We start from the raw sequence: 12,090 nt of genomic DNA on the forward strand, positions 1-12,090 counted from the left end.
GCGAGGGGCGGGAGGGGCAGGGCTGTGCCGGCCGACGGTGGTCGGGTGCTGCTCGGTGTGCCTTCCGCTGCGCGCAGTTCCCCGCGCCCCTGGGGGGTGCCCCCAGCGCCCCTGGCGAAGGCCTAGACGGCTACGCCGCGCCAGCGCTGGAGTGCCGGTTCGAGTCCGGACAGGATGGTGTCGAATCTGCGGGTGCCGGTGGTGGAGTCGACCTGGAGGCGGCTGATCCGCAGCGGGTGGGCGGGCAGCCGGGGGCCGAGGCGGTGGTCGGAGAGGAAGCCGAGGCGGTACCCGAGCTGCCGCAGGACCGCGTCGGCCCGCGGGTCGTACCCCCCGTCCGGGTAGGCGAAGGCGGTGGGCGGTTCGCCGAGCCACTTGCCGAGCGCCAGGTGGGCGCCGGCGATCTCGGAGTGCACGGTCGCGTCGTCGCAGCGTCCGAGCGAGGGGTGGCCGAGGGTGTGGTTGCCGATCGAGACGCCGTCGGCCTGCAGGGCGCGCAGGTCCTCCGGGGTGAGCTGCTCCTGGCGGGGCGGCCGGCGGTGGGCGCTGACCCGCAGTTCGTGCAGGCTGCGCCGGCGGTCCGGGTCGGGCAGGGCCTTGAGCCGGGCCAGTAGTTCGGCGGGCCTGCCGGTGGGGACCAGGCGGGAGCGGCCGCCGTTGCGCGCCAGGAACGCCGCCTCGTGCCACCAGAACGGCTGGTCGGTGCCGATCAGCTCGGCGATCACGAACGCGGCGGCGGGGATCCGCCGGACCGCGAGCGCGGGCAGTGCGTGGGTGAGTACGGACCGGTCGGTGTCGTCGAAGGTGATCAGGACGCTGCGCGGCGGGAGCGGACGGCCCTGTGCCACCGCCTGCTCGACGGCGGTCAGCGAGACCGGGGTCGCCAGCCGCCGGAGCCGGTCGAGCTGGGCGCCGAACGAGCGCGGGTCGGTCACGCCGTGGTAGGCGAGGACGGCGAGCCGCTGGGCGGCGCGGGCCCGGAACAGCGGCTGGGCCGGGGAGAACCTGAGCCAGCTGCCGCGGCCGTCGGCGCTCCGCGCGGTCGTACCGGACGGTCCCGGTGCGGCTACGGCTACGGCAGCTGCGGCCGGTGCGGTGACGGCTGTGGGCGGTGGGGTGGTGATGGTCGTGGTCTCGGAGTGCGGCACGGTTCCCCCCTCGGTCGCCGGTGCGGCGTGGCGGTACCGTCGGAAGGCGGAGCCCGGCCTCCGACCCCGGGCGCGGCGGCTCCGCCCCCGGGTTGATCCGGTCCGTGGCGGGGACTCCCAACCCATGCCACGGACGGCTCCTGGATCGCTCAATGTAGTGGAGACCACCGACGTACCGAGATGGTTGTACGGCGGACGGCGACTTTTCGCGGGGGCGCTTCCGGCTTCTTCGGGGCGCGTTCCGGGGCGCATTCCGACCGCTGTGCCGCTGCTCCGGCGTCGGGTTACCGTTGATGGCATGGCAGATACCGGAAGTCACCGCTCCGTCACCGGGCGGGTGCACCGCCAGCACCAGTGGCTGCTGGCCTTCGCCGGGGCGGCGTGCGTCGCGTTCGGCATCCTGGTGGCCGTGGTGGTCCCGGACAGTGGGGGGCCGGCCTGGGTGATGGCGGTGGCCGGCTGCCTGGCGGCCGGGCTGTTGCTGCTGGCCAGGGTGGTGCTGGCGAGGTTCCGGTCGCCGGGCGGGACCCCGTCGTAGCACGGGTGCGGGACGGGCGCGGGACCCCGCTGCAGGGCGGTCGCCGCACCGCCGGTTCACCGACCGTCGGCCGTCCGTTCGCAAACGTTCAGAATCCGGACATGACCGGTCGGACCGCCTGATTTTCGGCCTACCTACCCTCTTCTTTCACATTTCCCGGGCAGCAGCCCCATATTTCCCCCTACTGTGGGTCCCGCCGGTCTCCAGCGTCCGCTGGGGCCGGGCGAGAGTCCGCTGGCCGGCGCCGGGGAGGGTGCCGCAGAGGGGGTAACGATGGGCACCACCGCCGCGCCCGCGGCAGCCGCAGGCATCAGGGCGCAGGTCAAGCAGCAGCTCGCGCGGGCCGCGGGCCGGGCCCCGGGGGAGGGCGCCACGGTCCTCATCTACCACCGGATCGGCGGCGGCACCGGCGACGAACTCGACGTCACCACCGCCGACTTCACCGCCCAGGCCGATCTGCTCGCCGAGCTGCCGCCCGGCCGGGTGGTCTCGCTGGACGAGGCCACCGACCGGCTGCGGGCCGGCCGCCGCACCCCCAGTACCGTCCTCACCTTCGACGACGGCTTCGCGGACGTCCACGAGAACGCCTGGCCGCTGCTCAAGGAGCGGGCGCTGCCCTTCACCATCTACCTGACCAGCGGTCAGGTCGGCGGCGAGATGCGCTGGGAGGGCTCCACCGCCAAGGGCGAGAGCGGCCGCGGCCTCAGCTGGGAGCAGCTGAGGGAGATGACCGACTCGGGCCTGTGCACGGTCGCCAACCACACCCGCACCCACGCCCGTCCGGAGCTGCTCACGCTGGCCGAGCTGGACGGCTGCAACGACGACGTCGAGGAGCACCTGGGCACCAGGCCGCGGCACTTCGCGTACACCTGGGGCGTCACCGTCCCGCACATGGAGGCGGCGCTGCGGGCCCGGTTCCGGACGGCCGCCACCGGCCAGGTCGGGCGCAACCTGCCCGGTTTCGACCCGGCCCGGTTCTGCCGGGTCCCGGTCCGCCGGACCGACCCGATCGACTTCTTCCGCGCCAAGTTCTACGGCCGGCTGATCCCGGAGCGGGCCTACGCCCGGATCGTCGCCACCGCGAAGGCGGTGGGCGCCCGTGCCTGAGCCCCTCGCACCCGAGTCCCCTAGGTCCGGGCCGGCCGCCCCGCGGCTGCGCGGCCCCGGCGGGCGGCCGCTGCGGGTCGCCCACCTGACCACCGTCGACATGAGCCTCCAACTGCTGCTGGCCACCGAGCTCAAGGTCGACCTGGAGGCCGGATTCGAGACCTACGGCATCAGCGCCCCCGGGCCGTACGTGCCGCAGCTGGAGGCGATCGGCGTCCGGCACGAGCCGCTGCACGCGCTCACCCGCTCCTGGGAGCCGCGGGCCGACGCGGCCGCCGGCCGGGAGCTGCTGGCCGTGCTGCGCCGGATCCGGCCCGACGTGCTGCACACCCACAACCCGAAGACCGGTGTGCTCGGGCGGGTGCTGGGCCGGGCGGCCGGGGTGCCGGTGGTGGTCAACACCTGCCACGGCCTGTGGGCGCAGGCCCACGACCCGCTGGCGAAGCGGGCGTTCGTGCTGGGGGCGGAGGCCTTCGCGGCCCGCTTCTCGCACGCCGAGCTGTACCAGAACGGCGAGGACCGCACCACGCTGGCGCGGGCCGTCCCCGGCAGGCGTTCCCGGGTGGTGGGCAACGGCGTCGACCTCTCCCGGTTCACCGCGGACCCGGCCGACCGGGCCCGGATCCGGTCGGCGCTCGGCGTCGGCGAGGACGAGCTGCTGGTCGGCGGGGTCGGCCGCCGGGTCGCCGAGAAGGGCATCCGGGAGTACGCCGGGGCGGCCCGGGCGCTGGCCGGGAAGGCCAGGTTCGTCTGGATCGGCCCCGAGGACCCGGACAAGCCCGACGCGCTCGGCGACGACCCCGCCGCCGGCGGCGTCGAGTTCCTGGGCAGCCGCAGCGACATGCCCGAGCTGTACGCCGCCCTGGACGTCTTCGTACTCCCCTCCTACCGGGAGGGGTTCTCCCGCTCCGCCATGGAGGCCGCCGCCAGCGGTCTGCCGATGGTGCTCAGTGACATCCGCGGCTGCCGGGAGATCGGCACCGACGGTGAGCACCTGCTGCTCGCACCACCCGGCGACGCCGGGGCCCTCACCACGGCGCTGGACCGGCTCCTCACCGAGCCGGCCCTGCGTGAGCAGTTGGGGACGGCGGCCCGTCGCCGTGCCCTGGCGCAGTTCGACCAGCGGGCGGTCGCCCGGGTCTCGCTGGAGACCTATGCGGCCGTGGCCAGGGCGCGCGGTCTGCCCTGGTTGGTCGGCTGAGCCGCACACCCGTCGCACCACGAAAGTTGGGGGAGTCATGCCTGTTGGGGGAGGAATCCGGCGAGGGGGGGACCTTGCCGTCGCCGCGCTGGCCGGGGTGGTCGCGCTCCCGCTCGGCCTGGTGATCGCACTGCTGATCCGCTGCACCATGGGCGGACCGGTGATCTTCCGTCAGACCCGGACCGGGCGGGACGGGAGGGAGTTCTCGATCCTCAAGTTCCGTACCATGCGGGACAAACGTTTCGCCGAGGAGGAGGACGCCCCCCGGATCACCCGGCTGGGTGCCCTGCTCCGCAAGACCAGTCTGGACGAGTTGCCGCAGCTGTGGAACGTGGCCCGCGGCGACATGGGCATCATCGGCCCCCGGCCGACCCTGCCCGAGCAGGTCGTCCACTACTCGGCCCGCCAGCGCGGCCGGCTCGCCATGCGGCCCGGTCTCACCGGCTGGGCCCAGGTCCGCGGCCGCAACTCGATCAGCTGGCCCGAGCGGATCGAGCTGGACCTGTGGTACATCGCCAACCGCTCGGCCCTGCTCGACCTGCGGATCCTCGCGCTGACGGCCAAGCAGCTGCTGCGCCCGCAGGGCATCACCGCGGCCGGCGGGGTCAACCCGGGCTTCCCGGCGCCGTCCGAACTGCCGGTCCAGCGGGTCGTGCTGCCGCGGCAGGCGACCGGGCCGCGGCTCGCCGGGCAGCCGGTGGTGGCGGTCGAGGAAGCCTCCTGAAGGGCTGAACCGGCTAGCGTGCGGTCCGTGCAGTACCCGGGGGCCGGGGTCCGTACCGCGGACCCCGGCCCTTCCCCTCTCCCCACCCGAGCGCCCTGGAGGCAGTGTTGACCGAGTCGTTGTGGATCGCGGGAGCCGGCGGGGTCGGCCGGGAGGCGCTCGACACGGCGCTGGCAGCCGGGGTACCGGTGGCCGGCTTCCTGGACGACCGCGCCCACGGCGGTACCGTCCGCGGCCTGCCGGTGCTGGCCCCGGACCGGCTCCCGGCGGGCGCGCGCTACCTGGTCGGGATCGCCGACCCCGCGGTCCGTCGCAGGCTGGCCGCGCTGCTGGACGGCCTCGGCGGGGCCGCCACCACCCTGGTGCACCCGCGGGCGCTGATCGCCCCGGAGACCGAGCTGGGCCCGGGCTGCCTGGTGATGGGGGGCGCGTACGTCTCCAGCGGTGTCCGGCTCGGTGCCCACAGCCAGGTGCACTACAACGCCACGGTCGGCCACGACAGCGTGCTCGGCGAGCGGGTGACGGTGTATCCGGGCGGCAACGTGTCCGGTTCGGTGCTGCTGGAGGACGACACCACGGTGGGCAGCAACGCGGTGGTGCTGCAGGGCCGCAAGGTGGGCCGGGGGGCGTTCGTGGGGGCGGCCGCGGTGGTCACCCGTGACGTGGCGGCCGACACCGTGGTGGTGGGCACCCCCGCGCGGCAGCTGCGGCGGTCCGACGCCCGATAGGCTCGGGTCCCATGGCCATCCCCGCGTTCCTCGCCGAACTCCGCGCCCTCGTCGGCACCCGCCCGCTCTGGCTCCCCGGCGTCGCCGCCGTCGTCCTGGACGACGATGGGCGGCTGCTGCTCGGGCGCCGCGCCGACGACGGCCGCTGGGCCCTGGTCGGCGGCATCCTCGACCCGGGCGAGGAGCCGGCGGACGGGGTGGTGCGCGAGTGCCTGGAGGAGACCGGTGTGCTGGTCGAGCCCGAGGCGCTGACCATGGTCTCGACCTCGCCGATGATCCACTACCCGAACGGCGACCAGGCGCAGTACCTGGACCTGACCTTCCGCTGCCGCTACCGCTCGGGCGAGGCCCGGGTGAACGACGACGAGTCGCTGGCGGTCGGCTGGTTCACCCGGGACGCCCTGCCCGAGCTGGACGCGTACACCGCCCGGCGGGTCGGCCTCGCCCTCGAGTTCAAGGGCGAGGCCGTGTTCTCCTTCGGCGGCCGGCCGGCCTGAGCGCGGGCCCGGGTGCCGGTCGGATCGTCCGCCAAAGCGTCCGTCGGACCGTCCGTCAGAGCGTGCGGAACCAGGCGGCGGTGCGCTCCAGGCCCTCGCGCAGCGGCACCGGCACCACCTCGGGGAAGAGCTCCCGCAGCCGGGCGTTGTCGGCCTGCGAGTCGCGGACGTCCCCCGGCCGGGGGTCGACGTGCTCGGCGGCCAGGTCGGCGCCGAGCACCGAGCCCAGCTCGGTGATCAGTTCCAGCAGGCTGGTCCGGGTGCCGAAGGCCAGGTTGACCGGGTCCGGGTGGACCACCCGCCGCACCACCGCCTCGGTGATCACCTGGGTGACCGTGCCGACGTAGGTGAAGTCCCGGCTCTGCCCGCCGTCCCCGTGCACGGTCAGCGGCCGCCCGGCCAGCGCCGCGTCCAGGAAGGCGGGCACCACGGCCGCGTACGCGTGTCCGGCCGGCTGCAGCGGCCCGAAGACGTTGAAGAAGCGCAGCGGCAGCACGCCCAGGCCGTAACAGTGGTGATAGGCCGCCAGGTAGGACTCGGAGGCCAGCTTGCTGACCGCGTACGGGCTCATCGGGGCGGTGCGCATGGTCTCGCGCTTGGGCAGCTCCCGGTTGGCGCCGTAGACCGAGGACGACGAGGCGGCCACCACGTACGGCCCGCCGGCCCGGCGGGCGGCCTCCAGCACCTCGAGGGTGCCGGTGGCGTTGGCGTGGTGGCTGGCGAGTGGATCGGCGATCGAGCGTGGCACCGACGGCAGCGCGGCCAGGTGCACCACGGCGTCGGCGCCGGTCAGAGCGGTGTCGAGCAGGTCGCGGTCCAGGATGGTGCCTTCGAGCAGGGTCACGTCGACCCCCTCCAGGTTGGCCTTCCGGCCGGTGACGAAGTTGTCCACGACCCGGACCTCGGACACCTCCGGACGGGCCAGCAGCGCCCGGGCCAGGTTGGCTCCGATGAATCCTGCCCCGCCGGTCACGACCACGCGCATGGCTGGGACTCCCCCCCACAGATCGGCGGAGCCTCCCCAGCTCCGCGCACTGGCCCGATGCTAGCGACGGAGCACCCTGCGGCGTGGGCGTTCTCGCCACAATTGCCCTTTCCCACCTGAGAGTTTGCGCCCGGCGGGCTCAGAGCTTGTGCTGCCGGTAGGTCTCCTCGGCGGCGTCCAGCACGGCGGACAGGTCGCCGCCGGCGGTCGCGGTGACCACCGCGGCGACCGCTCCCTCCACGAACGGCGCGTCGGCGAACCGGACCGGGAACGGCAGCCCGTGCTCGTCCGCCTCCGAGAGCAGCGCCAGCACGGTGGAGACCGCAGTGCCGAGGTCGCACAGCACGGCCACCCCGTGTCCCTGGTCGACCCGCCGGGCGGCCGCGGCGATCAGCACGGCACTCGTGCCCGGACCGTCGCCGAGGCTGCCGCCGGTCGCGGCGACCGGCGCCGGGTCGCCGTTGTCGGCCAGGGCCAGCGCCAGCGCCCGTACGGCGAGGGCCAGTTCCTCGCTGTGCGAGACCAGCACCACGCCGACCCGGCCGAGCCCGGTCGGCCGGGACGGGCGCGGCACGGTGGCCGTCCGCGGGTCCGCGGGTGCGCCCGGCGCGGACGGTGCGTCGGAAATGGGGATGACATCGGCGCTCGCGGCATCCCGGCGGTGCATCGGCGGCTCCCTGGGTCGTGCGGCCTGGTCGTCCTGGTGCTCGTACGGCGCACGGGGCATCGGGACGGCGTGCGCGCCGTGGGTGCGGCGCGCGGGGGCCCGGACGGGCCCGGCATCGCGCCGGAGCACCACTCTCGCAGCCGAGCGCGCCCGAGGGGCCGAAACTCGCCGGGTCGCCGCATAGCACAACACGACACCCCGGCGGGTGCGGATCACCGGTTAATGGCCCGCACCGGTCGGGAAGTCCGCACGATCCCCCGCCGGCCGCCACCCGCCTGGCTACGCTGGGCCCTTCGGACGGATCGGGAGGAGCACGGCATGAGTACGAGTGTCGAGAGCAGCGGTACCGGGGTCCTGGCGGAGGCCGGCAAGCCGGTGCTGGACCTGACCGGGGCCGAGTGGCTCTCCAGCAGCCAGGGGTCCGTCCCCGGCGGCGGCGAGGTCCAGATCGCCTTCGTGGAGGGCTACATCGCGATGCGCGACGGCCGGGACCCGGACGGCCCCGCACTGATCTTCACCCCGGCCGAGTGGCGGGCCTTCGTCCTCGGGGCCCGGGACGGCGAGTTCGACCTCACCTGAGCCGGTGCCCGGCGGCGGGGGCGCGGCACCGCCGCACCCCCGGGGTGCCGTCCGCTGCACCCGACTGAACCGTCGGTGTCGGTTCGGGGTCCGGGGAGGTCACAAATGAATTCTGATGGACCGGTTCTTGTTGACTGTTCGACAAGCATCGGATCACAGTAAGAGCAGGCAGACGCCGTGCCCACCGCCCCCACGCGGTAATGGCACGGCGCCCGCTGTGTTGCCCGTCATCGGCGCCGATGACGAACTCCTCCCGTGTGTGTTCCCCAACCGCACCGAGGTGCGTTGCCGGTCCCGGCCCCACCAGAGGGCCGGCAGTCGCCGGGAGGACGGCCCCGCCCGCCGAGAGCTACTCGGAAGTCGGTGCCTCGCCCGGGATCCGCACGCCCCCACGCGGCGGTGTCCCGGGCAGGTCCGCGGATGCGACAGGCCGGGGCCCCGCGAACCTGGTCTGTGGAGTTGTGTCCGCCGGTGCCGGTCGGGGGTTCCGTGGCCGACTCCGGTGAGGTGGGGCAGGTGTAGCTGGCCGAGCAGGTGGTCCGCACGACGATGCACACAGCGAAGGGACGCGCAAAAAGGCGCGCTGGGACAAGCCGCCCCCCGGTGGACCGAGCCCACAGCGGCTGTCGTGCTGAACCGAACGTAGCCCGGACGGTTGCTCAGAGTCAACATTGGTCCCTGAGCGTAGATCTCGGCCTGATCACCCCCCGGTCGCAGGTCGGCCGGTCGCGGGCACGTACGATGGTGTCATGTCATTTCTCCGCCGTCGCTCCGGCTCGCCCGCCGGCCCGGACTTCGACGTGCTCGCGATGGACCCGGGCGACTGGCCCGGCCACTTCGGGGCCATGGTGATGACCGGCACGGACGGCTCCTGCCAGGGGATCTTCCTCCGGTACGACCTGCTCGGCGGCAGAGGCCCCGCGATGTTCATCGGCAACCTGCCGGAGACCTCCCCGGCCCGCGAGTCCGAGGACGGCGTCCCGTTCGAGGTCCGCCAGCTGCTGGCGGCGCTGGAGCACGAGGAGCCGGTCGAGCTGGTCTCGGCCGAGGACTTCCCGGTCATGCTCGGCGACGACCTGCTGATCGTGAAGAAGGTCAAGGTCTCCGAGGAGCGGGTGTTCTGCTCCCAGTTCGGCCGCAACGACGGCGTCCAGGTCACCATCGCCTCCTGGGACCGGCCGATTTCGGACGACCTCTACCAGCTGCTCAAGCCGCTGCCGGCCGACATGTTCAAGCAGGGCTGAACCGAGCCCTCGAGCAGGGCCGGGCCGAGTCCTCGAGCGGGGCCGGCCCGCCCGGGCCTGCGGGGCCCGGTGACCGTTCCGACCTGGCTTGACGGTATCGATCAGCCCTTCGTACAGTCACGACCATGTCACGTCGCCTCCCGCTGCTGACCCGTCGCAGGCATGTCGACCTGCGGCGCACCGCCGGCGCGTCGTGTCCGGGCCGCTGAGGCGGAGCCCGACGCTCCGCCGCCGGCACCCGGTCGGCCGGTCGGCCTTCCACTCCCCGCCCCGGGGCCCGGGGTGCCGCATCCCGTCGGCGCACGCCCGTCCGCGTGCCACCCGCACCATGCCGCATCCCACGCTGCCGCCCGGAGGCACCCGCTCATGACCCAGACCGCCGGCCCCACCGCCGAGGACCGCACCGCCGTCACCGAAGCGCTGGGCCGGCTGCCCCGGGTGGTGGACCTGCTGGCCGCCCGGGCCGAGGAGCACGACCGCGACGGGACCTTCCCCTACCAGGGGATCGAGGCCGTGCACGAGGCCGGACTGCTCACCCTGACCGTCGGCCGGCGCTTCGGCGGCCCCGGCGGCACGCTGCTGGACACCGTCCGGGTGCTCGCCCAGCTCGGCCGGGGGGACGCCTCGGTCGCCGTGCTCACCGCCTTCACCCTGCTCCAGCACGCCGAGCAGGCCAGGACCGGGGCCTGGCCCACGGCCGGCTACCGCCGTTTCCTGACGGAGTCCCGGCGCGGACCGGCCCTGGTCAACACGCTGCGCGCGGAGCCCGGCGGGGCCGGCCCGCTGCCCGCCACCGTCGCCCGATGGGACGGCGGGGCCTGGCTGCTGACGGGCCGTAAGTCGGACTGCGCGGGCGCCGAGGCGCTCGCCTGGATGGCGGTCTGGGCCCGGACCGAGGAGGAGGTGCCGAGGGTCGGTGCCTTCCTGGTGCGCGGCGACAGCGAAGGCGTCGAGATCGACCCGACCTGGGACCAGCTCGGCCTGCGGGCCAGCGCCGGCCACGACGTGGTGCTGGACGGGGTCCGGGTGGCACCCGAGGGCGCGCTGCGGCTGACCGTCCCCGGCGCCGCCTCCGCGGCGGAGCAGGCGGCCGACGGGACCACCCGGGCCTGGCACGACCTGGCGCTGTGCGCCGTCCAACTCGGGGTGGCGCGGGCGGCGCAGGAGTGGCTGGTGAGGTTCCTCCAGCAGCGCACTCCGGCCAATCTCACCGAACCGCTGGCCACCCTGCCGCGGTACCGGACCGCGCTCGGCGAGATCGCGGCCGCCCTGATCGGCGCCGAGGAACTCGTGCACGGCCTGGCCGCCGGGATCGACCGGAACGAACCCGAGGCGGTCGCCCGGACCGGCGCGGCCCAGCTGCTGGTCAACCGGGCCGTCACCACCGCCGTCCAGCAGGCGGTCTCGCTCACCGGGAACCCCGGCCTGAGCCGGCGTCACCCGCTGGAGCGGTACCTGCGGGACGTCCTCGGCGGCCGCACCTACTTCCCGGCGGACGAGCTGGTGCTCGACGCGATCGGCCGGGCGGCCCTCGACCGCCCGGCCCGGTAAGGACCGGCTCCGACCTTCCCCGACCGGCTGCGGCCCGCCGCGCCGCGGCGGGCCGTTCCGTCAGCGGGTGCCGACGGCCGCGCGGACCGCGCGCCGGGCCAGCGCCGCGTCGTCGTACAGCCGGCGGATCATGATCCGCTGCTCCTCGCCGGCGCCCGGCACGTCGTGCAGCCGGATCTCCCGCATCAGCACCGTGACCAGGTTGACCAGGAACGCGTCCCGGGCCAGGGTGCCGCCCGACTGGGCGAGTTGGCTGATCTGGCGGCGGGCCGCGGAGTCCCCGGAGAGCACGCTCCAGAGCACCGCGAGGTCGTACCCGGGCAGGTACCAGCCGGCCTCCTCCCAGTCGACCAGCACCGGCCCGGACGGGGCCAGCAGCAGGTTGCCGAGCAGTGCGTCGCCGTGGCACAGCTGCCAGGGGACGTGCGCCAGGCCGTGCAGCAGCTGGCGCAGGTCACCCGCGTCGCGGTCGGTGAGCTGGCCGACCGAGTGGTAGCGGGCCACCTCGAGCTGGTAGTCGAGCGGCTTGCCGAACACGTCGGTCGGCGGCCGCCACAGGTTGAGCGTGCGCACCGCGCCGAGCACGGCCCTGACCTCGCCCGGGGTGGGCGCGTTTACCGGATGCCGCTCCCGGGCGGCCGGTCGGCCGGGTACCCGCTCCAGGACCAGCACGCAGCGGTCCTGGTCGGCGGCGACCAGCCGGGGCAGCCGGACCGGCGGGCGGTGCCGGACGAAGGCCCGGTAGACCGCGATCTCGTGGTGGAAGCGCTCCACCAGCTGCTCGCTCTGCGGGCCGCGCAGCGCCTGCGGGGCCAGGCACTTGGCGACCACGGGGGCGCGGCCGATGGTGCCGGCGACGAGGATGTGGCGGCTGCCCTCCCGGAGCACCTGGCGGGGGAGGAAGGCGGGACATATCCGCGAGATGTTGGCGAGCGCGGCGCGCACGGCCGGGGTCTGCAGCGCGGCGGGGTCGACCCGGTCGACGAAGCCCTCGGGGGTACGGGAGTTCAGCAGCCGTCCGGCGGCGGCCCGGTGGCCGACCGGCTCGGCCTGCCGCGGCAGCAGCGCGGTGCGGCCGCCGAGCGCGCGGGGATCGCGCAGCTCGCCGCCGCGGGGAGCCG

At 74.8% G+C, this 12,090-nt stretch carries 14 protein-coding genes; 10 read left to right on the top strand and 4 right to left on the bottom strand.

What is annotated here, in order from left to right:
* Nucleotides 1-122: 122 nt before the first annotated feature.
* Entirely contained in the window at nt 123-1,148 is a 1,026-nt protein-coding gene (locus tag AA75_RS13880) for a polysaccharide deacetylase family protein (RefSeq protein ID WP_233289015.1), read from the bottom strand.
* A 298-nt stretch (nt 1,149-1,446) separates the two neighbouring features.
* Here AA75_RS13880 and AA75_RS13885 point away from each other — a divergent pair, with 298 nt between their 5' ends.
* The 6 genes from AA75_RS13885 to AA75_RS13910 all read left to right on the top strand — a co-directional run bounded on the left by AA75_RS13885 (nt 1,447) and on the right by AA75_RS13910 (nt 5,943).
* A complete protein-coding gene (locus AA75_RS13885; protein ID WP_149038118.1) occupies nt 1,447-1,686 on the top strand; it encodes a hypothetical protein in 240 nt (79 codons plus the stop codon).
* 273 nt (nt 1,687-1,959) lie between these two features.
* Nucleotides 1,960-2,793, top strand: a complete 834-nt coding sequence (locus AA75_RS13890; protein ID WP_033820285.1) for a polysaccharide deacetylase family protein — start codon at nt 1,960-1,962, stop codon at nt 2,791-2,793.
* 100 nt (nt 2,794-2,893) lie between these two features.
* On the top strand, nt 2,894-3,994 hold the full coding sequence (locus tag AA75_RS13895) for a glycosyltransferase family 4 protein (RefSeq protein WP_051812323.1): 1,101 nt from the start codon (nt 2,894-2,896) through the stop codon (nt 3,992-3,994).
* Between the two features lie 37 nt (nt 3,995-4,031).
* Nucleotides 4,032-4,718 carry a sugar transferase gene (locus tag AA75_RS13900; RefSeq protein ID WP_082526486.1) on the top strand — a complete coding sequence of 229 codons (687 nt, stop codon included), beginning with the start codon at nt 4,032-4,034 and terminating at the stop codon, nt 4,716-4,718.
* A gap of 107 nt (nt 4,719-4,825) precedes the next feature.
* Nucleotides 4,826-5,446: an acetyltransferase gene (locus AA75_RS13905; protein WP_233289016.1), complete on the top strand. Its 621-nt coding sequence runs from the start codon at nt 4,826-4,828 to the stop codon at nt 5,444-5,446.
* Between the two features lie 11 nt (nt 5,447-5,457).
* A complete protein-coding gene (locus AA75_RS13910) occupies nt 5,458-5,943 on the top strand; it encodes an NUDIX domain-containing protein (RefSeq protein ID WP_033820287.1) in 486 nt (161 codons plus the stop codon).
* Between the two features lie 55 nt (nt 5,944-5,998).
* On the opposite strand, the gene AA75_RS13915 is transcribed toward AA75_RS13910, so the two are convergent.
* Nucleotides 5,999-6,928, bottom strand: a complete 930-nt coding sequence (locus tag AA75_RS13915; protein WP_033820288.1) for an NAD-dependent epimerase/dehydratase family protein — start codon at nt 6,926-6,928, stop codon at nt 5,999-6,001.
* 139 nt (nt 6,929-7,067) lie between these two features.
* Nucleotides 7,068-7,502 (bottom strand): PTS-dependent dihydroxyacetone kinase phosphotransferase subunit DhaM, encoded by a 435-nt coding sequence (locus tag AA75_RS13920; RefSeq protein ID WP_051812327.1) that lies wholly within the window; start codon nt 7,500-7,502, stop codon nt 7,068-7,070.
* Between the two features lie 411 nt (nt 7,503-7,913).
* On the opposite strand from AA75_RS13920, the gene AA75_RS13925 reads away from it, so the two are divergent.
* The 4 genes from AA75_RS13925 to AA75_RS13935 all read left to right on the top strand — a co-directional run bounded on the left by AA75_RS13925 (nt 7,914) and on the right by AA75_RS13935 (nt 10,969).
* Nucleotides 7,914-8,174 carry a DUF397 domain-containing protein gene (locus AA75_RS13925; RefSeq protein WP_051812317.1) on the top strand — a complete coding sequence of 87 codons (261 nt, stop codon included), beginning with the start codon at nt 7,914-7,916 and terminating at the stop codon, nt 8,172-8,174.
* A 749-nt stretch (nt 8,175-8,923) separates the two neighbouring features.
* Nucleotides 8,924-9,418 carry a hypothetical protein gene (locus AA75_RS13930; RefSeq protein WP_033820289.1) on the top strand — a complete coding sequence of 165 codons (495 nt, stop codon included), beginning with the start codon at nt 8,924-8,926 and terminating at the stop codon, nt 9,416-9,418.
* Nucleotides 9,419-9,543: 125 nt separating this feature from the next.
* Entirely contained in the window at nt 9,544-9,627 is an 84-nt protein-coding gene (locus tag AA75_RS53970; RefSeq protein WP_359891564.1) for a putative leader peptide, read from the top strand.
* Between the two features lie 157 nt (nt 9,628-9,784).
* On the top strand, nt 9,785-10,969 hold the full coding sequence (locus AA75_RS13935) for an acyl-CoA dehydrogenase family protein (RefSeq protein WP_051812320.1): 1,185 nt from the start codon (nt 9,785-9,787) through the stop codon (nt 10,967-10,969).
* A gap of 60 nt (nt 10,970-11,029) precedes the next feature.
* Here AA75_RS13935 and AA75_RS13940 read toward each other — a convergent pair whose 3' ends face one another.
* Nucleotides 11,030-11,929: an aminoglycoside phosphotransferase family protein gene (locus tag AA75_RS13940; protein WP_033820296.1), complete on the bottom strand. Its 900-nt coding sequence runs from the start codon at nt 11,927-11,929 to the stop codon at nt 11,030-11,032.
* Nucleotides 11,930-12,090 lie beyond the last annotated feature (161 nt).

This window comes from Kitasatospora sp. MBT63, assembly GCF_000710465.2.
Taxonomy (GTDB): Bacteria; Actinomycetota; Actinomycetes; order Streptomycetales; family Streptomycetaceae; genus Kitasatospora.

What these genes read in the sequence shown, in the direction of transcription:
- AA75_RS13885 (WP_149038118.1), top strand. Translation starts at nt 1,447, where the DNA reads ATGGCAGATACCGGAAGTCACCGCTCCGTCACCGGGCGGGTGCACCGC.
- AA75_RS13935 (WP_051812320.1), top strand. Translation starts at nt 9,785, where the DNA reads ATGACCCAGACCGCCGGCCCCACCGCCGAGGACCGCACCGCCGTCACC.
- AA75_RS13925 (WP_051812317.1), top strand. Translation starts at nt 7,914, where the DNA reads ATGAGTACGAGTGTCGAGAGCAGCGGTACCGGGGTCCTGGCGGAGGCC.
- AA75_RS13895 (WP_051812323.1), top strand. Translation starts at nt 2,894, where the DNA reads ATGAGCCTCCAACTGCTGCTGGCCACCGAGCTCAAGGTCGACCTGGAG.
- AA75_RS13930 (WP_033820289.1), top strand. Translation starts at nt 8,924, where the DNA reads ATGTCATTTCTCCGCCGTCGCTCCGGCTCGCCCGCCGGCCCGGACTTC.
- AA75_RS13910 (WP_033820287.1), top strand. Translation starts at nt 5,458, where the DNA reads ATGGCCATCCCCGCGTTCCTCGCCGAACTCCGCGCCCTCGTCGGCACC.
- AA75_RS13900 (WP_082526486.1), top strand. Translation starts at nt 4,032, where the DNA reads ATGCCTGTTGGGGGAGGAATCCGGCGAGGGGGGGACCTTGCCGTCGCC.
- AA75_RS13890 (WP_033820285.1), top strand. Translation starts at nt 1,960, where the DNA reads ATGGGCACCACCGCCGCGCCCGCGGCAGCCGCAGGCATCAGGGCGCAG.
- AA75_RS13915 (WP_033820288.1), bottom strand. Translation starts at nt 6,928, where the DNA reads ATGCGCGTGGTCGTGACCGGCGGGGCAGGATTCATCGGAGCCAACCTG.
- AA75_RS53970 (WP_359891564.1), top strand. Translation starts at nt 9,544, where the DNA reads ATGTCACGTCGCCTCCCGCTGCTGACCCGTCGCAGGCATGTCGACCTG.